This is a genomic window from Peribacillus sp. TE19612 (genome assembly GCF_056279465.1).
In genome coordinates this window covers 191,260-214,670 of the sequence record NZ_JBWCCL010000009.1, presented here as the reverse complement: position 1 = coordinate 214,670, position 23,411 = coordinate 191,260, and the positions used below count along the sequence as shown (strand labels likewise).

Below are 23,411 nucleotides of genomic sequence, written 5' to 3'. Positions count from 1 at the left end.
TGAGATTTTGTAAAGAGTAAGCCAATCAAACAGGTAAAGCAGTCACAAAAGGGAACTAATTTTGAGAGAGGCAATACAAGAGCGGTTTTACAAAAAAAGCATAAAATAGGATAATGGTCGCAGAGAGGTGAAGTGAATGACATATCAAGAAATGAAAGTGACAATAGCCGGAAACAGCCTTACCCAATTCGGGAAAAGAATATTAATCTCGCAGATTCAATTCTCGACATTGGAGGCGATATTCGAAGTCGATGAGGCGGTTCAAAGAAAGCTTGATCTCAATCGAAGGACTGAAATCAGGGAGTTCATCATCGATTCTGTATCGGAAGGGGACTTTTACTTTTCCCCATTCATCTTCTCGAGCAGGGGAGCGATCCAAGAAGTGCCCGTGGGCGGGGAACTGCCACCAGGAAGTAAAATATACATACTTGACGGTCAGCATAGGACCTACGCCCTCATTTCAGCCATCAGTCACCTAAGGGCACGGAAGGAAACGGAAGAAGAGATCGGTAACTTTCTTGAAGCGGCAAAGCTCCAAAATCAAATTGATAAGTTGAAAACCTATCCAGTCACGATTCAAATCTATTTAAATCTGGAAACGCATGAAGAAAGACAGCTATTCAATGATATTAATACGAAGCGAAAAGAGCCGCATAACGGCTTGGTGATGAAGTATGACCAGCGCGATGAATATGCAGAACTAACACGGAACATTGCCAGGATATTAGAAAGTAAGATGGAGATAGAGACCACCCTTTCGAGGATCACCGTGAGCTGTACGGCGCTGACTACGCTGACGATCATGAGGCGCTGCCTTATTGCTTTATTTGAAGGAAACGTCACCGCGAAAACGGGTAAAGCCAATTATGGTGATATAACCAAAGCCGAAATCATCAACACCGCGACCGCGTTTTTCGAGTCATGGCTGGAAATCTTCCCGAAGAAGATGACAGACCGGACCACATTCACATCAGGGTATTCCGGCATCCAAATAGCCCTTGCCCAAACGATCCACCAACTCCACAAACATCATGAAATCCCCTATGAAGAAGCAATAAATCATATGCTGCATTTGAAGAAAGCCTGCACTTGGAAGCATGATGATGTCCTTTATTCACACATTTACGATCCCTTGAAAAAAAGAGTCAAAAACCATTCGACTACAAACGCCATCCAGAAAACGGCTCTCGCGTTCAAACGAAAAATAGAACAAGAAGGAGGATGGCTGCATGATTCTAAGTGAATTGGATCGAAAAAGAAGGACGATGATTTCCTGCTCCATCATCGAGCTGGTCCATATGTATCGCAACGGTCAAATCGCCACGAGGGAAATCAACCAACTGCGGGTCCGATCGATCAAAAACTATCTTTTGGACAATGCGTTAACGAAAAATATCTACCTGCCGCCGCTTGTTGCCAGCAGCAGGGAAGGAACCGCCCCTAATGGAGACCCTATCAAATTATCGATCATCGACGGAACACAACGAATAGCGGCCTTCGCGCAATTGGAGGACAGTATCCTTAAAGCGTTAAAGAAGGATGAAGAAAAGGTGAAACAAGCATACGAACTGGATTCACTCATGAAGGACAGCTCGATTGCGATCCAAGTATTTGAAGGGCTAACAAGAGCGGAAGAATCCCAGCTCTACCTGGATCTCAATCTAAAAGGCAAGAAAGTGGCCCTTTCCAAACGGATATCATTCGACTCGCGAAACAACCTCAACGTCATTACCAATCAGGTGCTCCATACCCATCAATCGCTAAAAACAGCCGGTGTCGAACTTGAAAAGCGTTCCATCAATCGTCCAGCCAATAAAAACCTCTTATCGCTATCGCAATTGAGGCAGGTCATCGGCATCTTCATGACTGGGAGGGCACACGTAAACATTGAAGAGAAAGTATCACAAAGTCCGCTTTCGAACAGTGAATACATCACACTCATTCATCTCTATCTTAATGAACTATTCGACATATACCCGGCAGGACAGATGGGTGATTACACAAAATGCATGCTTGCCAGTTACCCGCTTTTCATTGCCGTTGCCCTTTATGTCAATGACAAAATGGAAAACCAGCCTATCGAACAAAAACAACAGCTGATTGCCACGAGAATGTCAAAATTGAAAGAGGTGGACTGGAGTCCTGATAATCCCATTTGGAAAGAGTTTAAAGGAACATACAAAGGGAGGCCGCCATTATTTCACCTAAGCAAAGATAAAAACAATATCGAAGAGCTAGTACGCTGGCTGTATAGCTGTTGAGGAGGTGAGGGGAAATGTGATAATGAAAAAGTGAAAAACCCCTAGGTGAGGACGTCCGGTCAGACAATCACCTAAGGGCTTGTGAGCAGGAGTATACCTGCCTCTATGTCCAGTATACTCCATAAAAAGGAATAGTGAAATGGGGAGTGAATGGAATGATGATACGAAAAAACTATTTATTGAATATGGAAACGGTAGGAATGATGGAGCGATACGACGCCAATGGTGTCGAGATGACTACGGTAGTGGAGGGAGAAAACACATTCCATGTTAGGCAACCGCGCCAGGAAATCCTGAATAACACGTTAAACCACTTTGGATTGGATCTGGATGGCGGACTAGCAGCAGCCAAATCCGTACTGGGAGGTAAATACAGACTGCCCGTCTGTATAAACGCCCAGCTGGGGATGGTCTGGTTCTCCTCCCGCTCATTCCGGAAAAGAGGAGGAGTCTGGTTTTCCTACATCCACATTCGTGACTTAGAGGAAATGAACGAAAAGGAAACACTCGTCCACACAAACTACGGTCATTGCCTACCAGTAAACTTAAGCAAAAATCAGCTCGCCTTCAAAAGGGACCAAGCATCCTATTTGCATACGACCTTCCATGAACGCTCATTGGGTAAAAAAACCTTTTATTACGAACCGGGAAGCGGAATCACCTTTTGCAAAGAACCCGGGGAGGTCCATTACAGGGTGAAAGGAAAGGAATAATATAATCTATGAGACCGCTGAATTGGCGGTCTTTTCTTTGGAATGGATTAAGTGAGAGCAGGTTTTATTTAAAATCCAGAAATATAGTTATTGTAAAAAATGGAATGATACATTATGATTAGTAAAAAGTTAATTATTAGGAAAGGGAGTACATATTTTGAAACGAATATTTGCTATTTTACTATCTTTTGGACTAGTTTTAGGTCTCTCGTTTGGTGCGAATGACATTGCCAGTGCCAAAACAAAAGTGAAGACTTATAAAAACTGTACAGCATTGAATAAAGACTACAAAGGAGGCGTAGCCCGTACATCTTCCGTTAAAAATAAAGGAGGAAAAACGAAATACAAGCCTCACGTTTCAAAGGCGCTTTATGATGCCAATAAAAAAAGCGATCGCGACAAAGACTTTATCGCTTGTGAAAAATAAGGATTATTCAAAGAGACCTCTTATAGGAAGGTCTCTTTAGTTTGTAGATAAAAGGTCTTCCATCTGAATTATTAAACAAAGTTGATTGGAGCGGGTGTGAGAGACTCCTGCGGAAAGCGAGTGCCTGGAGAGGACAGTTCATTTTTGTACAAAACTAAAAAAGCGGAAGCTAAAGCCTATACAGGTCTTTAGCTTTTTTCTCGTGGGTTATCTTTCAAACCGTCCAAAATGTGTATTTTCCCGATTTATAAGTGCATCCCCAAGATTGATTCTGCTCATAAGTCTTTCATGGTCCGAAGGAAAACGTTCTTTAACATTTGCAACACCCTCTGTTGTTGGGATATTACCATTAAGCATAGGACGTTCTTCTCTTTGAAACCCGGGGTTCAAACTATCATTATTAGTAGGGTCTCTACGTGCATCAAGGTTACCGGCATTGTTATTTGGATCATTGTTATTATCTTGTGGCATATATTTCACTCCTTCGCTTATATTATCCGCTGATGACAGTAATCTATTCGCACGCTGTACTTATCCTTTATTTATCCTGTTTTCCCCAATTTGCAGCAACGCCAATTCTCTTGAATGGTCAACAAGTACGAAGGGTCTTTTTTTTGCCTTTTAAAAAAACTTCAAAATATTATGATTGACTTACATTTTAATTTGTCTTACAATTTCAATGTAAATAGTCGAAAGATTCAATCAAATGGAAGGAGAACTTACTTAAGAGCTAATTCACTTCAACATGAAGCATGACAACATACTGCGCGTTAACTTTATGTCAATTCCGGAAATGACGTAAAGTTCTGTCATATTTTCAATATCTGAATGTCTAGAGTTATCTAAGTATTATTGCTTTAGAAAAAATGAAAGCGAATACATACTCTTTGGAATGGAGTGAATAACTTGAAAAATCAATCAAATCTTGCTGAATCCACTGTGATTGCTCCGGAGGTCGTAAGTAAGAAAACAAATTTCTTCACGAAATTTAAAACATCCTATGGTCCGGGAATCCTTGCCGTGTTAACGTGGCTTGGGGCCGGTGATCTGGTGACGTCTTCTGTTGCCGGGGCGGATTATGGATATAGTTTAATGTGGATTTTAGCACTGTCATTAATCCTTCGTTTTCTTATCGTTAATGTTATCGCCCGGTTCCAGCTTTGTAACACAGAGGGTTTAACCATACTTGAAGGCTATGGACGTATCCACCCATTTTTCGGTTATTTCATGTTTGGTTATGCATTAATCATGGGCCACCTGTTTAATGCCTATATGATTAAGGGAGCGGGAGAGGTATTATCGACCCTATTCCAAGTCAATCAGCCATTCTTAGCTTCATTGGTAGTTGTGGGATTAGTTTTTATGCTTATTGGCAGGAATATTTATAATAGAATTGAGAGTGTAATGAAAGTGCTTTTGGCATTATTGACCATTGCCTTCTTGTTCCTGGCCATTCAAGCTACACCGGATGTGGGGCAAATCATTAAAGGAACAGTTGGTTTTAGCATTCCAAGTGATACTGGCGTTCATGGAGCATTATTGGTAGCGGTTTCGATTATCGGTGCAGTAGCAGGCTCCATTTCGAACTTTGTTCATCCATATTTCATGAAGGAAAAGGGCTGGACGAAACCGAGTCATCTAAAGGTTCAAAGAAATGATTTGCTTTTTGCCATCGGAGTTTGCATCGTGATAAATTTGGCCATTTGGGTGGTTGGGGCAGAAATTTTAAAACCGAATGGAATTCATGTTGAAACGATTGATGACTTGGCAATGGCATTACAAATGTCGTTAGGGAAATTTGGCTGGTACATTTTCTATCTTGGTGTTTTTGGCGTATTATTCGCGAGTGTAGTAGGCAAGTCAACTGGTTTTCCAAGATTGATTGTAGATGCCTTTTACGTAATAAATAAGGATCGTCGCGAAAAGTATAATGGTAAATATGAAAAAGATCCAATGTTTAAATGGATTATGATTTTTGTATTAGTTACGCCGCTTATTTGGTCCATTCCCGGCATGCCTGGTTTCATTGCATTGACTATTGGCGTTAATGCCATAAATATAATCGGCTTTCCGGTAATCGCAATTGGCATGCTCGTGCTTTCAAATAAAAAAAGCTTGATGGGAAAATATAAAAACAATTGGTTCGAAAATATTATTCTAACGTTAGCTTCCGTTTTAGCGATTTGGTCCGCCGTTCAATTAGCTACTACCTTTTTTTAAAATAATGGTAGATTATAGATAGAGGCGTAAAACAAAAAGGTTATGTCAACATTTGAACCCGATGGGGTCCTACTTTATTGGAAGTGAGGTATCAATGATGAAACCGAAAGTAATCGTCTATAAGAAAGTGGATCAAAAGGTGTTGGATTATATTCAAGAGACTTGTGATGTCGTTTATTTAGAGGGTCTTCATTCACAAAACTATCCTGAATTTCTTCAGGAGCTGAAGAACGCACATGGTATATTAGGTTCAGGATTAAAGGTGGATAAAACGTTACTGGATCAAGCACCGCAATTAAAAATAGTCTGTAATTCATCGGTTGGTTACGACAATTTGGATGTAACCGAGTTGTCCAATCGAGGAATCATGGCTACGAACACTCCCGAGGTATTGAATGAGACAGTCGCCGATACGATTATGGGTTTGATGCTCTCCACAGCGAGAAGAATGCCTGAGTTGGATCAAATGGTAAAGTCAGGGCAATGGACATCGAATATCGGAGAAAAATCGTTTGGGTTGGACGTCCATCATAAAGTATTAGGCATTATCGGGATGGGCGGAATCGGATCTGCCGTTTCAAAAAGGGCCCGTTTTGGGTTCGATATGAACATCTTATATCACAACAGATCCAGAAACGAAGATGCGGAACAAAAGTATGGAGCTACATACTGTTCTCTGGAAGATCTGTTAAAGCAATCTGATTTTGTCTGCTTGATGACACCGCTAACTCCTCAAACCGAAAAGATGATGGGGGAAAAAGAATTCAAGCTCATGAAAGAGTCCGCCATCTTCATCAATTGTTCAAGAGGGAAAACAGTGGATGAAGAAGCGTTGATCGATGCGCTAAAAACCGGAGAAATTCACGCGGCAGGACTGGATGTCTTTGTACAGGAGCCCGTCCAGGAAGACAACCCGCTGCTTTCCATGAAGAATGTCGTCACTCTGCCTCATATCGGTTCCGCAACATATGAAACCCGCCTGAAAATGGCGATGCTGGCCGCAACAAACCTTGTCGCCGGATTACAGGGGGAAACTCCGCCTACGTTGATTAAAGCTGGCGTAAAGGTGAAGTGATCTTTTATAAATTAATCTGGATAGCCTTATTTGGGGCTATCCATTTTTTTGTTTCGGATTATTATTTTTACTCATCCTCAAAACAAATAAGCCCTCCCATAAAGGAGGGCTTTTATATCAATTCCCCAGACTTTTGTTATTCATCAACCACATCTGCCATTTCATCAAAATCGGAAATTACGATCTAGCACTAGAAATACCTGGGTTTGTCATCTCGAAAGGATAATTTGTAATCGGAGGCTGCACGCAATGTTTGGATACATAGTATGCATGCACTGGTACTTGTTTTGATCCCAAGAAGTCTTTCTCAATACGTTCGTCATGATTTATTTGGATTGTTGACACCGTGTTTCCTCCTTTATAAGTTTATGCTACGTCTGATTGTTTAATTGAATCAACGTAATGGTTTGCTTTATCCTGGTCAAATTCCCCTTCCCATTTCGACATGACAATCGCCGCCAATGAGTTCCCTATGACATTAACCGCTGATCTTCCCATATCCAAAATTCGGTCGATACCGGCAATGAACGCAACCCCTTCCACTGGCAGTCCCATAGAACCAAGTGTTGTTAAAACAACAACAAATGAGGCACCCGGAACGCCAGCCATTCCTTTTGACGTTAACATCAAGACTAGTAACAAAGTGATCTGTTGTGTAATGGATAAATCTATACCATACATTTGTGCCACGAAAAGTGAAGCAAGTGCTTGATAAATCGATGAGCCGTCTAGATTAAACGTATAGCCTGTTGGAATAACAAAAGAAGTAATGGATTTCGAGCAGCCAAACTTTTCCATTTTGTCCATAAGCCTTGGTAATACCGACTCTGAACTTGCTGTTGTAAATGCCAAAATCAATTCATCCTTTAACACTTTCAGGATAACAAAAATGCTTGTCCCTGACATTTTCGCTATAATTCCAAGAATGGCGAATACAAAGAATATCATCGTCACATAAACAGCAATTACTAGGTTCCCTAAAGGAATTAATGTTGCGATACCAAATTTTGCAACGGTTACACCAATCAGCGCAAACACACCAAAGGGGGCAAATTTCATGACTAGATTCGTCACCCAAAACATTACTTCCAACACACCTTCAAAGAATCCAAGAATGGGCTTTCCTTTTTCGCCTATCGCAGCGACACCTAAGCCGAATAAAACAGAAAAGAAGATAATCGGTAATAAATCCGCTTGAGCCATTGATTCAAATACATTTGAAGGAACAATATGAGAAATTGTTTCTCCAAAGCCACTGCTACCAGCAGTATTTGTTGTTTCTTCATATTTTGAAATATCACTTTTTTCAAGATTTCTTGTATCTAAGCCAGACCCTGGGTGGAACAAGTTTGCCGCCAGTAATCCAATAACAATGGCAATTGTGGTGACAATCTCAAAATAAAGAAGAGTCTTCCCGCCTAATTTTCCTAGTTTCTTTATATCGCCGACTCCCGCTATGGAAACGATTAATGCAGCCATGACGATCGGGATGACGATCATTTTAATTAAATGAATGAAAATATCCCCGATAGGCACCAAAATGGCCATGACTGTTTCATTACCATGGAATAAAGCACCGACAACGATACCTAGTACAAGTGCAATAAAAATTTGAGTAGCTAAGCCAAACCTTTTCATTTGAATTCCTCCTTTGATAATCTTCCTTTTGTTAACGCTTTCATTTTTTTAGATTATTTCAAGTTTATGCTCATCCTACTGGAACCTACTGAATCCTACTGATACTTACAAGGGACAGAAAAAATAATAATTTCAGTCAAAACCCTTCTCACTTTTTTACCTTTTCATATGTTATGTTTTTAATATAGTGACTGGGGAGGGACCGTATTGAAAAAGAGTATAAGGATATTACTATTGATTATGATTGCGGTGCCTCTTGCGGGCGAATTCAAGTTTTACCCCTTCGATGATACATTCAGAGTCAGTTTGGGAACCCCCGTCTTCTTCTTGTTTTTACTATGGGGGAGAAGCATCCACCCGATTATTGCAGGCATAGTGACGGGAATGAGTGTGTTTTTTTTACGTTTTTCACTGGCTGTCGGGATACGGGACATATCCGTTGAGGATGCGATGTATCTTCATGTTCCCGCCTTTTTCTACTACTTCATTTACGCGTTGGCCTTTCATAAAACGAAATTGAACGAACGGCATGATCAGCCGTTTATGATCGGGCTTTTAGGGGTATTGATCGAGCTTTTTGCAAGTGTATCGGAGATGACGATCCGATCCATCCTGGCGAATCAGGACACACCCTTGCTAGCCATTGACCAACTTGTTTTAATCGCCTTTATTCGAAGCTTTTTCGTTCTCGGCTTTTTTAATATATTAAAGCTAAGAGAAGCGAAATCCGCAGAAGCGGAGCAGCGCATGCAAAAGGAACAAATGCTGCTTTTCATTTCAAGTTTGTATGAGGAATCGGTTCAACTGAAGAAAACGATGCAAAATGCGGAAGAAATCACCCGCACTTGTTATGACTTTTACCGTCGGATAAAAACAAGGGGGACTAATGGAAGCGATGCGCAAACTGCGTTGCAGATTGCCGGTCTCGTGCATGAAATCAAAAAAGATAACCAGCGGATTTATGCGGGGCTATCGAAACTTATGTCATCCGAAAACCTGCAGGAATTTATGAAGATCGAAGACCTTGGTAACATCATGATCGTGTCCAATAGACGATATGCAGAGTCCCTTCGCAAAGTTATTACATTTTCCTTGCATATAGATGATGACCATCCCCGCTATCATGTATATATGGTATTATCATTAATAAATAATTTATTGGCCAATGCAGTGGAAGCCATTGAAGAAGAAGGATACGTATCACTGCATGTGAAAAGGAAAGATCAATTCGTGGAGTTTTGCATCTGTGATAATGGGTCCGGCATTGCGCCAAAGCAGAAGGAAATCATTTTTACAGCAGGATATACAAAGAAATTCGATGAGGCGGGAAACCCTTCGACGGGAATTGGCTTATCGTATGTGAAACAAACAGTTGAAAAATTTGGAGGACATATCAGGCTAATGGATACCTATAAAGAAACCGTATTCATCGTAGGAATTCCGATTGATGCTATTATGGAGAAAGGGTTAACGAGATGAATTATTTCATTATAGATGACGATCCTGCCATTCGAGGAATGTTGACAGAGATAATTGAAGACGAAGATTTAGGCAAAGTGGTGGGAGAAGCAGAAGACGGAGCTTTAGTGAATAATGGCTTGTTGCTTTTAAAAAAAGCAGACGTTGTCTTAATTGATTTGCTCATGCCATTAAGGGATGGAATTGAAACAATCAGGTCTCTTGCTGATGGATTTCAAGGAAGATTTGTTATGATTTCGCAAGTGGAATCGAAAGAACTGATTGGAGAGGCGTATAGATTAGGAGCGGAATACTACATTACAAAACCGCTGAACCAAGTTGAAATTTCATGCATATTAAACAAAGTGAACGAGCGAATACTGGTGGATCAATCGATCCAGGGCATTCAAAAGTCGTTGAACGTGTTTACGGGCCGCCCGAAGTCTTCGAAAGTGCCCTCCATTCATACAAAAAGTATCATGGAAGCCGGACGGTCCTTAATTTCTGATTTAGGTATGATTGGCGAAGGGGGAAGCGAGGATTTATTAAACATTTTAGGATTCCTCCAAAATGAAAAGCAAAGACTCGGTCCTGCCTACACATTTCCATATTTAAAGGAGATATTTGCTGGGATTGCTGCTGAAAAGCTGGGAGGTCAAGCGAAAGAGGCCGAAATCCAGAAAGAAATGAAAGCTTCTGAGCAGCGTGTCCGTCGCGCACTTAACCAGGCACTCATCCATATCGCTTCATTAGGATTGACGGATTATATGAATCCAAAATTCGAAGCCTATTCATCCACATTTTTTGATTTCTCGGAAGTCCGCAAAAAAATGCTGGAGCTAGAAGACAAAAGCAAAAAAGTAAGCAGTCAGAGCCGCAATAATATGAAAAAGTTTATCCAAGTGCTGTTTATGGAAGCAAGGCAGATGATGAAATAATAAACCAGTAACACAAGTTGAATAGATTGAAAATTCACAAAAACATTTTATATTTTTCGATGGAAGAAACATAAAGACAAATCCGTTTATATAGGATTTGTCTTTATCGCAATTTCCTCCGTATTTTTTTATAAACAGTATGACTTTGTTTCAAATCTATAGAAAAAAGAACTAGTAATGAGGCTTTCTAATATGTAGGCATAAAAATAACCAGCCAAGCTATTGCTCAACTGGTTACTGGCTTTACATGTTAAATTAAAGTTTAAAATGAAGATTCATTATGGCAACTGTTGTGCAAAATACATTGATATCATTCGGAATTTATGATAAATTAATATAGAAACACATTTAACTATATACAAAAACAGTTTACCCCTTACTATAAGTATAAGGTAAAACTCACCTCTAGTCAACCCTAATTTCTCATTTTTTAAAGGAGTGTCCGTTATGAACAATGAAATTCGGCAGGAGCAAGAACGTTTGAATGAGGTGATAGATACAATCACGAAACAAATCAGCAAAATAGAAGGAGAAACTTCAAAGCGTAAAAAAGAAGTTGTTAATATCCGTAAACACTTTTGGGATGACCTCAAGGTTAATATTGATACCTTCGATGATTACCTCGAGACGATCATTGGCTTAAGGCAGCAGGCTCAAGACTTGTCACAAAGCGAAGGCGCACATAGATATGCCTTCAAGAGGCTGTCAACACTGCGCCGCATGCAGGAAGTTCCTTATTTCGGCCGGATTGATATCACTGAAGAAGGGTCTCCCCTTACGGAACAAATTTATATTGGGACCTCCACTCTTACTGATGCAACAGGAGAAAACTTCATTATCTACGATTGGAGGGCCCCAATTTCTAGTGTTTATTATGACTATCCTCCCGGTCCTGTAGAATACTCCACTCCCGGAGGCGTAATTCGGGGAATGCTGGAGAATAAGTGGCAATACACCATCAAGGGAGGCGTTATCGAATCAATGTTCGATACGAGTCTCACCATAGGGGATGAGATCCTACAGCAGGTACTGGGCAAGGGAACGGATAAGCATATGCACAGTATCGTGTCCACCATTCAACGTGAGCAAAACAGGATCATCCGGAACGATCGGGGACGTCTGCTCATTGTTCAAGGTGCCGCTGGCAGCGGGAAGACATCAGCTGCCCTTCAACGGATCGCTTACTTGCTCTACAAGAACCGAGAAAGGCTGAAAGCCGATCAAATCATTTTATTCTCTCCTAACTCCATGTTTAATAACTACGTATCCAATGTGTTACCCGAACTTGGCGAAGAGAATATGCAGCAGGTAACATTCCAGGAATACCTGGATCATCGTCTGACTGACTCTTTTCAAGTTGAGGATCCTTATGAGCAATTGGAATATTTGCTGACTGCAGCGGATGATCCTTCCTATAGCACCAGGACAGCGAGTATCCAATTTAAGGCATCCATTCGCTTCTTTGAAATCATCAAGACCTACAGACAATCACTTGAGCAATCCGGAATGATCTTTAGAGGGTTAAAGTTCCGAGGGGAAACGCTCGTCTCCGCCAAACAAATCACAGAAAGATTTTATAACACAGACACCACATTAAGATTTCACAATAGGATTGAAAAGCTGAAAGAGTGGTTATGTGAGCTACTTGATGAAAGGGAAAAGTTTGAGTTGAAACAACCTTGGGTCGAGGAGGAAATCGAGTATCTTAGCAAAGAAGACTACCAAAAGGTATACACCTATTTAGAGAAAAAACGCGGTGATAATGAAGATTCCTTTGACGATTATGAGATAGAGAATAAGATGCTTGCGCGTATGATTGTTCGAAAGAAATTGAAGTCGTTACGCAAACGGATAAAAGCACTTCATTTTATCAATATTAAGGGCATATACAAGCAACTTTTTGACGAACAAATACGGTTCGAACTGTGGAATGAGGGTGAAACACCTGCCGAAAGGGAAATTTGCTTATCAACCCAAAAAATGCTGGACGAAGGTAAACTGTATTACGAAGACGCGACTCCGTTTTTGCTGCTGAAGGAGTTAATTCAAGGATTCCAGTCGAATACTTCTATAAAATATGTGCTTGTTGACGAAGCACAGGATTATTCTCCATTTCAATTCGAGTTTTTGAAACGATTGTTTCCTTCTGCCAGGATGACCGTGCTCGGTGACTTTAACCAGGCAATATTTGCTCATGCCAGCGAACGGGTGGATTTCCAGACTCTTACCAGTTTATACGGAATAAGTGAAACCGAGAGCATAACCTTGGATCAAAGCTACAGATCCACAAAGCAGATTATAGAATTCACACGTGAACTAATTCCAGAAGGCCATCGAATTAAGGCGTTCAATCGTGAAGGCGAGAAGCCTGTACTCACTCAAGTGTCCAGCCGTGATGAATTGCACCGCAAAATCATGTCTAAAGTCAAAGACTTCCAAAGCCGTGAGTACAATACAATCGCAATAATCTGTAAATCTGCTGCCGAAAGTGCCGCCGCATACGATGCCCTTAGTGTCCACGGTGAAATTAAACTCGTACAGAAAGGCACAAATGAATATGAACAGGGTGTAGTTGTTATCCCCGCTTATTTGGCCAAAGGCATCGAATTCGATGCAGTCATCATTTATGATGCATCCATGCAAACATACGGTGATGAGAGCCTGCGTAGATTGTTCTACACCGCATGTACCAGGGCTATGCATGATTTGCAAATTTATACGGTTGGCGAACCCAGTCCCTTCTTGAAAAACGGTGCAACGGAGAGTTTACTTCTGACCTCCAAATAACAAAGAATGGAGTCATTATAGTGCTTCCTTTTTTCTCCTTTCATTTTATTGCTCTTTTATCGAAATACTATAAAAGAAAAGCTTTAGAAAAGGAGGAGATGGATTGACTAACGATAAAGAAAATGGCGCGGAAACGGGAGCGAATCATGCTACTGGTGAAGCAACAACGCAATCAGTTAATGATGGTCATTATCATTATCCAGGGCCCATGGAAGAAGGCTATAGCGGAAATACAGGAAGAGCGGTACAGCCTGCCGGGAAAAAAGATCCTGATGTTCCTCAGAACAAAGACACATTTAATTACACCCGTAATGTAAAGTAGATCCGTCCAACATCATATACTTGGAGGTGAAGGAAATGAGTAAAAAGACAGGAAGAGGTCGCATCGCACCAAGTGTTAACCCGCAGGGACATGGAAAAGATGTAGAATTCTCCACCGAGCCTAAAAGCGATCTTGAAAACAAGGCAAAAAAGTCTAATACAAAATAAGCGTATTGGATAAAAATGTGGTCATGCTTTATAAGGAATGCCCTTCTCTTAATGGAGAGGGGCTTTTATAATCTATAAGAAGGCTTTAATCATCTTATTGGTTATGGAAAAAATCCAATCCTTACTCCTCGTTTTTTGTCGATGAATCATACGTTTTTGAAGCAGCGGAATGTGAAAGAATAGAAGGATGGGGTTACCGTTAAAAAAATACCAAATACATATACTGCTGTGCTAATATGAAAGACTGAGCTTAAAAAAATCAGAGGAGTTACAAATGAAAATAAATCGATTAATAGCGAACAATATAAGCCATTTAGATTCATCACTTCCAGACGACCAATCATTAGGAATTGCTGGTTTATCAGGTTCCGGGAAGACGACTTTCTGTCAAACCATTGGCGAAGAATCCAAGAAGCGTCTCGTTTCCTTATTGCCGAAGTCTGAATATCAGTATTTATTCCCTAATATTATGGAAACCAACTTCAGTGCCATCAAGATGGAGGAAATGCCGCTGGTCCTTTTTCTCGGCAAATCATCCATTTCAGCTAATCCCCGTTCGACCATTGGCACACATACTGGTGTGTTTAAAGAGATTCGTGTTTGTCTTGCAGAAAAATTCAATCTTTCTCCGGAAGTTTTTTCATTTAATAATGCTTTAGGCTGGTGCCCCACTTGTAAAGGACGCGGTACGACGAAAAACGTCGAATGTCCAAAGTGTGAGGGGAAGCGCTACAATCAAGAAGTCGAGCAATATACCATTGAATTATTAGATCGCCCGCATACTATATCCGATATCAACAACTTAAGCATCGAAACGATCCTTTCACTCGCAGAGACATTACATATTAGTGAAGCTAAACAGCATATTCTCCAAAATATAATCAATATGAATATTGGTTATTTAGGCTTGAACCGTATTATGGGGACAGTGTCAGGAGGGGAATTAACCCGGCTTTATTTGGCCGAATTCATGGCAACAAGTGAAAATACCGTGATCATCATCGATGAAATCTCCGTCGGTCTTGATCATCAAACCCTTTTGAAAATTTTGGAGCAGATTAAGCAATTAGGTTATAAAAATCAAATTTGGCTCATTGATCACTCAGATACGGTGTTGGATAGCACTGATGACCAATTGTTCTTTGGACCCGGCAGCGGAAAATATGGCGGGAAAATCGTTGAGGAATCACCGCGGCCCAAACCAATCAGCTGGGAACGAAATGAAGCCGCGCCTACTGAATACTATCAATTTCAGGATCTTTACTGCCGTAATATTCAAATGGAAGAAATCCGCATTCCCAAGAATAGACTCGTTACCTTTACGGGTGAGTCAGGCTGCGGTAAATCTACACTAGTCAATGAATGCATCTCCAAAGATTTTCAGAAGCGGTATCCAAAGGATAAGCTGGTCATGGTCGGGCAGGACCGAAATAAATCGATCACCAGCCGGTCAACCGTTGCTACGTTTCTTGATATTAAAAAGAAGCTAACCAAATACAGTGATGAAATTGATGATATTTTTCAGCGTTCGATCGAAGATATCATCGAAGAATTGCCATCTGAAGACATCGCACATAAACGTTTGAGCTTATTGATCAAACTTGGGCTTGGTTATTTAACGTTAGAAAGAAAAACACAAACACTATCGACGGGTGAGTTTCAATGTGTCCACTTAGTTTCCGAGCTGTTTGCGAAGACAAGAAACCCGCACACGCTGTTCATTTTTGACGAGCCTTCAAAAGGGTTATCGCAAAATATTTTAAACCAATTCATTGACAGTGTCAGGGTCATTCTGGATGATGAATCCGTCTCCATCATCATGATTGAACATAATGCCTATATGCTGGAAAGCTCGGATTATATCGTGGATTTTGGTAAAAGACAGCTAACGCCTGTCCAGCATCTTGACGTTGTCAGTCATGATGATTATTACAGTCACAAAGACAGTGACGATCGAGTGGAGCCGTTGCATATCTCTTCCACGCTCCGGTCAAAAACTGGTATCGATTATTTACAGGAAAATCATCTGGACTATTTCAAAAACGCAGAGAACGTCTATAAGGGCGGCATTTTAAAAAGCTTATCACCAATCGCTCGCGTGATTTATGGGGAGTTTGAGTCCGACACGATTGCACCTGTCATCGCCATTGATCTTGAACGGCACTTGTACAGCCAATATACGTTTCTTTATGAAATTGGCGGAATGATTAACCATATAGTGGCTGCACATCCGACCAATAAGGATACAAGAAGCTTCGATTTCTATTCAGCAGAAAATCATTGTCCAAGCTGTTCGGGACGTCGGGTCATTGAAAAATTCGATTTCGATGTAGTCATACAAGACAAAAACGTGCCATTCTGGGATGGTTTATTACATCCGGACGTGATGGAAGTACTAAAATATTATCAGCATTCAAAACTGCAATTCCTGTTTGATGAGATCAAGAATGAACTCGGTCACGACATTAGTAAAAGCTATAATGAGATGACAGATGCCGAAAAACATACCTTCTTATATGGGTATTGGGAAAAGTCCTTTTACGATAAAGCGGGCAAGGCATCGCGAATTTGGGAAGGGTTCAATTTCATCATTGGGCGTTATATCTTTGTTTCGAAATCAATCATTAAAGAGCAGATGAAAGAAACAAAAGAGATGATCGACTGTCCAGTCTGCCAAGGAACGGTTCTCAAACATCATAAAAAGCTGATGTTTGGTGATACGGACATTCGGGAGATCATCCAACAGCCAATTGATCAAGTCATCAAAATTGTAGGAAAGCTGCCGGAACTGGAAAAACTAAAAGCGATTGTGGGCGGCGATATCGCACTCACTGATGATGTCTCATTCCTTCCACGTGAAACAAAAGCGGCGTTGAAAATGCTCGAACTCGAACTAGCAAGCCTCAAAGGCTATGAAGTGGTTTTACAAAATACCCAACCATTCTGGGACAGCATTAAAGGCAATATCGAAGCAATCAGCAGCAAAAATCAGATCACCATCTGTGACTTTGCCAATATTAACGAAACAAGAGAAACCATTATTGATAAATATTTCACCAATGGCAAATACAAAAAACTAACCTATGTCTATGAAGCATTCGGCTACAAAAAAATCGTTACCCAAATCAATAAAATTAAAGCAAGTCATAAATGCCCATTCTGTAATGGCAAGAAAGTCATTTCAGAAGACAACATCCATGACGGTGTGTATAAATTAACGATCCCTTGTGTGAGCTGTCATGCCAGTGGCATCGATGATGAAGGGCGTAAAGAAATCGTCGAAAGCATCGACGTCCAGACCTGGCTGACAGGGAAAGTGAAGGATGTCGTGGCTGAAAGTGAACGTACCGAGGCCGTTGCCGATATCCCCATATTCGCCCGGATTCGTGAATTGAACAAACGAGACATGATGGCGGTTTATCAATGCCTTGACCAGAAAAAATAAAGTAACAGCACTCTATTGAAAATCAAGTTTGTCTACAGTTATAGGTTTGTACAATTTGACCGTTGATTTCCACTCCAGGGACTCGCTTTCCGCGGGCGGTCCGGGAGCCTCCTCGGCGCCTTTGCGCCTGCGGGGTCTCCCTTGGACACGTTTCCCCCCGCAGGAGTCTCGCACCTTCCGTTCCAATCAACTATGGTTTTAAATTTAAATAAAACCATATTTGTCTACAAACTAAAAGTCCGCCATTTACGGCGGACTTTTTATTATTTTGCAGAATAATCTTCATGATAAACGGGGAGTGTTATTGAAATCGTTGTTCCCCTATTCAAAGCGCTAGTTATATGAAGTGTACCATTCATCGTTTGGATGGTCTTGACAGCCACCATTGATCCCAGCCCAGTCCCTTTTTCTTTGGAACTGTAATAAGGCTCGCCAAAACGATTTATTTGTTCCTTGTTCATTCCCACTCCATTGTCACTGATTTCGATAATGATATCGAAATTATTTACATAAGAAACAATATTAAGTTCCCCGCCATTTGGCATTGCCTCTATACCATTCTTGATGAGGTTTAGGAAGCATTGCTTGAAATGTTGAATATTCCCCCGGGTAATGGCTGGAGCCAACTGTTCAGAAATAGTAACTAAATTCATGCTAGCCAATGGTTTGATCATTTCAATTACATACCCTATTTCACGGTTAATTGAAATATTATCCACTTTCTCAAGTGCAGGTTTTGCAAATGCTAAGTATTCACTAATTATGGATTCTGCACTATTAAGCTCCCTGACAACATGCTCTATATATTGTTCTTTTACATCCTGAGTCAGATCAGGAGTCTTTAGCAGTTGAACAAATCCTTTCACAACCGTTAAAGGATTTCTAACTTCATGTGAAATGCTGGCTGCAAGCTGACTGACTACCTCCATTTTTTCAAGCCTTATCATTTGTGTCCGGATTAAAATGGCATCCTTTAAAATTTCCATGATATAAACAGCTAAACCAATAATGAAAGGAGGGAGGATGATAAAGTAAAATAAATACGCCTCCGTTATTTGAAAATAATCAGACATAGCGAGTGAAATGAAGCTCGTTAGAATTCCAAGAAACAAAATTAATAGTATCGAGCTATTAAGCTTATTTTTCCGATTGAAATTTTTGAATTTGGAAGAAAATAGAGCCGTTATAATAAAGATTACGATATATACAATTAACGTAAGCAAATTAAAGCCATAAAAAGCAAACCTAAAAGATAATATGATGACTAACAGAGCAGCCCCTACAGGCCAACCACCATAAAGGGTCCCTATTATAAAAGGAATTTGCCTGAGATCGTGGACACAATATTCATCGATATAAATAGGAAACTTCATACTTAATATAATAGGAATGCTCATGCATGCAGTAATAAGGGTCTTGCCATATTGACTTAACCTTTTGCCATGATCTAATAAAATGTAATAAATCAAAATACTTACTAAGATATAAAAAAGATTATCTAATATGTTTTGATTGATATAAATAAAATTCATAGGATTCTCCTGAAAAAGTAACCGTTTGGTTTATTATACAAGAATAACACCAAAAAAGAGAATCTTAATAAGTAATTTATTTACAGAACGACATTTAAATTCAAAAAGAATTGGTTAATGTATCTAATAACTTGAATTATTTGCCGATTTATCAGTTGGAAATTTGGTTTTACATAATAAAGGAAATATAATATAGGTAGAGGTGATTTTATTTGAAAAAATGGACAAAAGAAATAGAAGTAAACGCCCCAATTGAACAGGTATGGAAGTTTCTTGATGGTTCTGTAGAAAATATGCAAAAAATCATGCCTCAAGTAGTTGAACAAAAGCCGGTTAAAATAACGGAAGAAGTGGTTGGAAGCGTATATCGTCAAACATATAGAGAAGGAAAACGAACAGAAGAGTATGATATAGAAACATTGGAATATTTGAATGAGATAAATGAGAAAAAGCTGAAAGTAGGCTTCATACTTGCAAAAATGTTTGATATTACCGCTTTATATGAACTAAATAAAATCAATGACAATAGAACTTCCTTTACATATACAGTCACCAGTCGCCCATTGAAGTGGTTTTTGAAATTACTTTTATTATTTGCCACCGATAAAGTGGTCGTTGAATTTTTAGACCGCGTCAAAAAGGTAGCTGAAGCAGAAACAAGTACCAACTAGCCCCTCTTCGATAAAGCTAGAAAAATCTTCCCAGCCGGGCACGATTCTGGAGGAATACAGGTAGAAAATGATTCATCTTTTTTTGTGAAATTGTGACGTTGATTTCCACTCCAGGCACTCGCTTTCCGCGGGCGGTCCGGGAGCCTCCTCGGCGCTTTGCGCCTGCGGGGTCTCCCTTGGACGCGTATTCCCGCAGGAGTCTCGTACCTTCCGTTTCAATCAACTCTGCGTGAAAACTAAGTCGACACAGCAACACAGATAGAAAATGATTCATCTTTATTCAAGGTGGATTCTTTTTTATTTGTCGTGAAAGATTGGGGTGTAGGATACTTGACTGAACTTAGAGGTGGTTACCCCAAAAAGGGAGTTGCTTCCGGCGTTATTTTTCTAATGGAGGCACTGAACGACGTTTTAAGAAATACGAGAATAATAGGTAAAGGTAGGATTAGAAGAAGATAATTAATTCTAAAAAACAGTGGTTAAAACAAAATAAAATTAAGATGGTGAATTTTGAAATTGATGTCTACAAATAAAGAGAATTATAAAAAGGCTTTAAATTTCGGATTATTATTTTATGCGATATTCATGGGGTTAAGTGGAACAATTTCCTTTGCAGTTTTATTATTTTGGGTTGTCCCAAAAGATCAAATATCAACAATATTAGTACCTTTACTTTTCATAGCCTTATTTCTCTATGGTTCTTGTGCCATATCTATACTTATTCGTTCAAAAATCAATAAAAAATAGGGATGATATTATGAGTAATTCAGAGTTGAAACTTTTACCAATAGGGACTGTTATTAAACTAAAAGATGTGAAAAAATGGGTATGGTACAGCTATGTAATCAAGTTTGTATCTGATGTCTTCCGTAAATCATAAAAAGATATTTTAGGAGGATTCTATGGATAATAAGGAAAAAGCAATAAAAATCTATGATTTAATTAAGAATGGGGATATAGAACAAGCGAAAGAGATAATTATTACTGATAAAAGTTTGCTTGATTTTGTAACACCTTTTGGAACGTGGCTTCATGTTGCTGCTAGAGCTGGTAAACTGGATATGATAAAGTTTCTAGTTGAATCTGGTATGGATATTAACATAAACGAAGGTGTACCAAATTCAGCAACTATTGCACATGCAGCTAGTGAAGGTGAAATTAGTATTGTAGAGTACTTATTTGATAATGGTGCTATATTAGATGTTAGTGACCCAAATAGAAATCAGCGATTTATGGTGGGCACCTTGATATTGTAAAGTATCTTGTTAAGAATGGTATAGATATTACTGTTAAGTATACAGGGGATACTATGAAAGATATGGGAGCTTATGAATTTGCTATTGAAAGAGGGCAAACAGAAATTGCTGAATATCTAAAGCAGAAGATGGATGAAAAAGAATAGAAAAGAGACTTTTTAGTTAATGTCTTTTTAGTTAATATATTTGCTATGGGATAGTACAATAAAATGGTTACAATGACTTTATAAGTTATTCTATCAAGTACCGGATGAAGCACTTGGGAACAGGTGCTTTTTCGCCTTTTAATATGAAGTGCTAAAAAAGGAATTAGGAGCTGTATGTAGCGATTGATGAAAATCATGCTTCTATAGTGCCGACCATTATTAGTAGGACCTTTCGATTCGACAATAGATAAAGACCTTTTTAAAAAGCAGCCCCCAAGACATGAGGAACATCACCATTCTTGGGGGCTATTGTGATGCAATCGATTAAGACAAATTAACGTTCCATAGTTTCGTTTTTATTTTCTTTGCCAAATAACCAACGAAGTGACTGAATGAAGTAGTAAGAAAAAATAGGTCATCATGAGTTCCTTTTGGATCTGACGCGAATAATAGATTAGATTCCGAATAGCCTTCCTTGATAAATTCAAGGTGGGCTTTCTTCATGTAGTCAACCATATGCTTTTGTATCGTTTCTTTATAAATTCCCTCTAATTCACCGACATATAAATAGAGCTGATGATTTTGACGATTCACTTTTGGTTTGAGATGGATATTTCCTTGCCGTTCAATCTTTTCTCCTTGAAGATAGCGAAGAACGCCCTCGTACCAAAAGGAAGCAGATAATGAGATATATTGATGGAATAGCTCTGGATAATAATAGGAGGCGAAAATCGAAACAAGTCCTCCTAATGAGCTGCCGGAAATAGCTGTATGTGAAGGCTCAGGATTCGCAGCATAGTCTTTAACTGTTAATTTGTGTCTTTGCATTAGGTCCTCATTAGTTGATAAAATGATTTATCAGCTGTGTTTCTTTGATGAAACGATAATGTGGAGCGCTATACTTACCTTTCAACAAATAGAAAGTGGGATTTTATGATTAACCTGGATCAAGTGAGTAAAAAATTTTCACAATTTCAGGCTATTAAGTCTGTTACTTTAACAATACCTAAAGGTGAAATTCATGGAATAATCGGAGCAAGCGGAGCAGGGAAATCAACGTTGCTGCGGTTAATGAATTTGTTGGAGACCCCAGATACGGGCGAAGTGGAGGTAAACGGCGAAAGGTTGACAACATTGAACAATAAAGCACTTCGAGGGGCACGGAAGTCGATTGGCATGATCTTTCAGCATTTTAATCTTGTGGCAAATAAAACGGTATATGACAATGTAGCAGCCTCTTTAGAGCTGGCAAATTATCCAAAGAAGGAACGTCGGAGCCGTGTTGCAGAGTGTCTTCAATTTGTCGGATTGGAGGGTGAGATGGAGAGATATCCTGCACAATTAAGCGGGGGACAAAAGCAGCGTGTTGCCATTGCAAGGGCATTGGCGAATAACCCGCAAGTGTTGTTATGTGATGAACCGACCTCTTCCCTTGATCCAAATACAACGGCTGAAATATTAGACGTGCTAGAGAACATCAACAAACGCTTCGGTGTGACGATTGTCATTGTTAGTCATGAGCTGGATGTCATTAAAAGTATATGCAATCGTGTATCGATCATGGCAGAGGGAGAGATTTATGACACGGTCTTAATCGAACCAACCGGTATTCAAAAAAAGGATAATCGTCCAGAATACTTTATCGAACAATTAGCAGAGAATGGTGGGCTAGGCCATGCCTGAGATTTTAGTTCAATATGAGGCAGAAATTTGGCAGTCAATTGGAGAAACCATTACGATGGTTGGTGTGTCCATTTTTGCTGCGATGTTGATTGGATTGCCTGTCGGGACCTTGCTATTTCTTTCTAGGAAGGGTCATTTGCTTGAAAATCCGTGGGCTTTCTCGATGTTAAATTTACTTGTGAATATTATTCGTTCATTCCCATTTTTATTATTGGTTGTTTTTTTAATCCCGTTTACAAGGCTCATAATCGGCACAGCCATTGGTACAGCAGCTGCTTGCGTTCCATTAGCCATCATCGCCATTGCCCATTATTCGCGATTGGTCGAGCAATCTTTATTGGACGTGCCAAAGGGTGTGATCGAGGCAGCCATTTCCATGGGGGCTTCCGTTAAGGATGTCATCTTTAAATTCCTTTACGTGGAGGCTCGTTCAGGGCTTGTCCTCGGACTAACAACATCGATTATCAGCTTTATTTCCTATTCAACGATCATGGGAGTGGTCGGAGGCGGCGGTATCGGCGACTTTGCCATCAGGTATGGCTACCAGCAGTTTAAAACAGAGCTAATGATTTATATGATTATCATTATGATTATTCTAGTACAGCTTATCCAATTCATTGGAACAGCTGTAGCCAGAATGATTGATAAAAGATAAATAATGGAGGGAAACAT

Annotated in this window: 19 protein-coding genes and 1 pseudogene; 16 read left to right on the top strand and 4 right to left on the bottom strand. The window is 39.8% G+C overall.

Annotation, left to right across the window (positions count from 1 at the left end; translation table 11 throughout):
* Positions 1–136: 136 nt before the first annotated feature.
* From ACZ9AO_RS17340 to ACZ9AO_RS17325, 4 genes are all read left to right on the top strand, one after another.
* Complete coding sequence (locus tag ACZ9AO_RS17340) at positions 137–1,243, top strand: DNA sulfur modification protein DndB (protein ID WP_251542247.1); 1,107 nt, start codon at positions 137–139, stop codon at positions 1,241–1,243.
* On the top strand, positions 1,230–2,261 hold the full coding sequence (locus ACZ9AO_RS17335; RefSeq protein WP_476109578.1) for a DNA sulfur modification protein DndB: 1,032 nt from the start codon (positions 1,230–1,232) through the stop codon (positions 2,259–2,261). The genes ACZ9AO_RS17340 and ACZ9AO_RS17335 overlap by 14 nt, the downstream gene beginning before the upstream one ends.
* Positions 2,262–2,416: 155 nt before the next feature.
* Positions 2,417–2,974, top strand: a complete 558-nt coding sequence (locus ACZ9AO_RS17330) for a competence protein ComK (RefSeq protein WP_249595665.1) — start codon at positions 2,417–2,419, stop codon at positions 2,972–2,974.
* A gap of 157 nt (positions 2,975–3,131) precedes the next feature.
* On the top strand, positions 3,132–3,401 hold the full coding sequence (locus ACZ9AO_RS17325) for an excalibur calcium-binding domain-containing protein (protein WP_318290604.1): 270 nt from the start codon (positions 3,132–3,134) through the stop codon (positions 3,399–3,401).
* A 207-nt stretch (positions 3,402–3,608) separates the two neighbouring features.
* Here the strand turns inward: ACZ9AO_RS17325 and ACZ9AO_RS17320 are convergent, their stop codons facing one another.
* A complete protein-coding gene (locus ACZ9AO_RS17320; RefSeq protein WP_251542242.1) occupies positions 3,609–3,872 on the bottom strand; it encodes a hypothetical protein in 264 nt (87 codons plus the stop codon).
* Positions 3,873–4,307: 435 nt separating this feature from the next.
* Between ACZ9AO_RS17320 and ACZ9AO_RS17315 the strand changes: the two genes are divergently transcribed.
* A complete protein-coding gene (locus ACZ9AO_RS17315) occupies positions 4,308–5,621 on the top strand; it encodes an Nramp family divalent metal transporter (RefSeq protein WP_476109577.1) in 1,314 nt (437 codons plus the stop codon).
* Between the two features lie 97 nt (positions 5,622–5,718).
* The gene (locus tag ACZ9AO_RS17310) at positions 5,719–6,696 is read left to right on the top strand and encodes a 2-hydroxyacid dehydrogenase (protein ID WP_476109576.1); all 978 of its coding nucleotides are present in this window, start codon (positions 5,719–5,721) and stop codon (positions 6,694–6,696) included.
* 366 nt (positions 6,697–7,062) lie between these two features.
* Here ACZ9AO_RS17310 and ACZ9AO_RS17305 read toward each other — a convergent pair whose 3' ends face one another.
* Complete coding sequence (locus ACZ9AO_RS17305) at positions 7,063–8,334, bottom strand: cation:dicarboxylate symporter family transporter (protein WP_476109575.1); 1,272 nt, start codon at positions 8,332–8,334, stop codon at positions 7,063–7,065.
* Positions 8,335–8,541: 207 nt separating this feature from the next.
* Here ACZ9AO_RS17305 and ACZ9AO_RS17300 point away from each other — a divergent pair, with 207 nt between their 5' ends.
* The 6 genes from ACZ9AO_RS17300 (at position 8,542) to ACZ9AO_RS17275 (ending at position 17,451) form a co-directional block, all read left to right on the top strand.
* Positions 8,542–9,813, top strand: coding sequence for a sensor histidine kinase (locus ACZ9AO_RS17300; RefSeq protein ID WP_476109574.1), 1,272 nt, complete (start codon positions 8,542–8,544; stop codon positions 9,811–9,813).
* Entirely contained in the window at positions 9,810–10,730 is a 921-nt protein-coding gene (locus tag ACZ9AO_RS17295; RefSeq protein ID WP_048681949.1) for a response regulator, read from the top strand. The genes ACZ9AO_RS17300 and ACZ9AO_RS17295 overlap by 4 nt, the downstream gene beginning before the upstream one ends.
* Before the next feature lie 447 nt (positions 10,731–11,177).
* Entirely contained in the window at positions 11,178–13,517 is a 2,340-nt protein-coding gene (gene helD, locus ACZ9AO_RS17290; RefSeq protein WP_476109573.1) for an RNA polymerase recycling motor HelD, read from the top strand.
* Between the two features lie 103 nt (positions 13,518–13,620).
* The gene (locus tag ACZ9AO_RS17285; protein WP_252267611.1) at positions 13,621–13,839 is read left to right on the top strand and encodes a hypothetical protein; all 219 of its coding nucleotides are present in this window, start codon (positions 13,621–13,623) and stop codon (positions 13,837–13,839) included.
* 35 nt (positions 13,840–13,874) lie between these two features.
* Complete coding sequence (gene sspL, locus ACZ9AO_RS17280; RefSeq protein ID WP_034304091.1) at positions 13,875–14,006, top strand: small, acid-soluble spore protein L; 132 nt, start codon at positions 13,875–13,877, stop codon at positions 14,004–14,006.
* 274 nt (positions 14,007–14,280) lie between these two features.
* Complete coding sequence (locus ACZ9AO_RS17275; RefSeq protein ID WP_476109572.1) at positions 14,281–17,451, top strand: ATP-binding cassette domain-containing protein; 3,171 nt, start codon at positions 14,281–14,283, stop codon at positions 17,449–17,451.
* Positions 17,452–17,714: 263 nt separating this feature from the next.
* Here the strand turns inward: ACZ9AO_RS17275 and ACZ9AO_RS17270 are convergent, their stop codons facing one another.
* A complete protein-coding gene (locus tag ACZ9AO_RS17270) occupies positions 17,715–18,983 on the bottom strand; it encodes an ATP-binding protein (RefSeq protein ID WP_476109571.1) in 1,269 nt (422 codons plus the stop codon).
* A gap of 212 nt (positions 18,984–19,195) precedes the next feature.
* Here ACZ9AO_RS17270 and ACZ9AO_RS17265 point away from each other — a divergent pair, with 212 nt between their 5' ends.
* Entirely contained in the window at positions 19,196–19,654 is a 459-nt protein-coding gene (locus tag ACZ9AO_RS17265) for an SRPBCC family protein (RefSeq protein WP_476109570.1), read from the top strand.
* A 902-nt stretch (positions 19,655–20,556) separates the two neighbouring features.
* Positions 20,557–21,056, top strand: a pseudogene (locus ACZ9AO_RS17260) (ankyrin repeat domain-containing protein).
* Between the two features lie 324 nt (positions 21,057–21,380).
* Here the strand turns inward: ACZ9AO_RS17260 and ACZ9AO_RS17255 are convergent.
* Positions 21,381–21,884 (bottom strand): alpha/beta hydrolase-fold protein, encoded by a 504-nt coding sequence (locus tag ACZ9AO_RS17255; RefSeq protein ID WP_476109569.1) that lies wholly within the window; start codon positions 21,882–21,884, stop codon positions 21,381–21,383.
* A 105-nt stretch (positions 21,885–21,989) separates the two neighbouring features.
* On the opposite strand from ACZ9AO_RS17255, the gene ACZ9AO_RS17250 reads away from it, so the two are divergent.
* Both ACZ9AO_RS17250 and ACZ9AO_RS17245 read left to right on the top strand, forming a co-directional pair.
* On the top strand, positions 21,990–22,739 hold the full coding sequence (locus tag ACZ9AO_RS17250) for a methionine ABC transporter ATP-binding protein (RefSeq protein WP_476109568.1): 750 nt from the start codon (positions 21,990–21,992) through the stop codon (positions 22,737–22,739).
* Positions 22,732–23,394 carry a methionine ABC transporter permease gene (locus tag ACZ9AO_RS17245; protein ID WP_476109567.1) on the top strand — a complete coding sequence of 221 codons (663 nt, stop codon included), beginning with the start codon at positions 22,732–22,734 and terminating at the stop codon, positions 23,392–23,394. Before ACZ9AO_RS17250 ends, ACZ9AO_RS17245 begins: the two co-directional genes overlap by 8 nt.
* The last annotated feature ends 17 nt before the right edge of the window (positions 23,395–23,411 follow it).

Coding starts and splice junctions, on each gene's coding strand:
- ACZ9AO_RS17340 (WP_251542247.1), top strand. CDS start 137: ATGACATATCAAGAAATGAAAGTGACAATAGCCGGAAACAGCCTTACC.
- ACZ9AO_RS17335 (WP_476109578.1), top strand. CDS start 1,230: ATGATTCTAAGTGAATTGGATCGAAAAAGAAGGACGATGATTTCCTGC.
- ACZ9AO_RS17330 (WP_249595665.1), top strand. CDS start 2,417: ATGATGATACGAAAAAACTATTTATTGAATATGGAAACGGTAGGAATG.
- ACZ9AO_RS17320 (WP_251542242.1), bottom strand. CDS start 3,872: ATGCCACAAGATAATAACAATGATCCAAATAACAATGCCGGTAACCTT.
- ACZ9AO_RS17310 (WP_476109576.1), top strand. CDS start 5,719: ATGAAACCGAAAGTAATCGTCTATAAGAAAGTGGATCAAAAGGTGTTG.
- ACZ9AO_RS17305 (WP_476109575.1), bottom strand. CDS start 8,334: ATGAAAAGGTTTGGCTTAGCTACTCAAATTTTTATTGCACTTGTACTA.
- ACZ9AO_RS17295 (WP_048681949.1), top strand. CDS start 9,810: ATGAATTATTTCATTATAGATGACGATCCTGCCATTCGAGGAATGTTG.
- helD (WP_476109573.1), top strand. CDS start 11,178: ATGAACAATGAAATTCGGCAGGAGCAAGAACGTTTGAATGAGGTGATA.
- sspL (WP_034304091.1), top strand. CDS start 13,875: ATGAGTAAAAAGACAGGAAGAGGTCGCATCGCACCAAGTGTTAACCCG.
- ACZ9AO_RS17275 (WP_476109572.1), top strand. CDS start 14,281: ATGAAAATAAATCGATTAATAGCGAACAATATAAGCCATTTAGATTCA.
- ACZ9AO_RS17270 (WP_476109571.1), bottom strand. CDS start 18,983: ATGAATTTTATTTATATCAATCAAAACATATTAGATAATCTTTTTTAT.
- ACZ9AO_RS17255 (WP_476109569.1), bottom strand. CDS start 21,884: ATGCAAAGACACAAATTAACAGTTAAAGACTATGCTGCGAATCCTGAG.
- ACZ9AO_RS17250 (WP_476109568.1), top strand. CDS start 21,990: ATGATTAACCTGGATCAAGTGAGTAAAAAATTTTCACAATTTCAGGCT.
- ACZ9AO_RS17245 (WP_476109567.1), top strand. CDS start 22,732: ATGCCTGAGATTTTAGTTCAATATGAGGCAGAAATTTGGCAGTCAATT.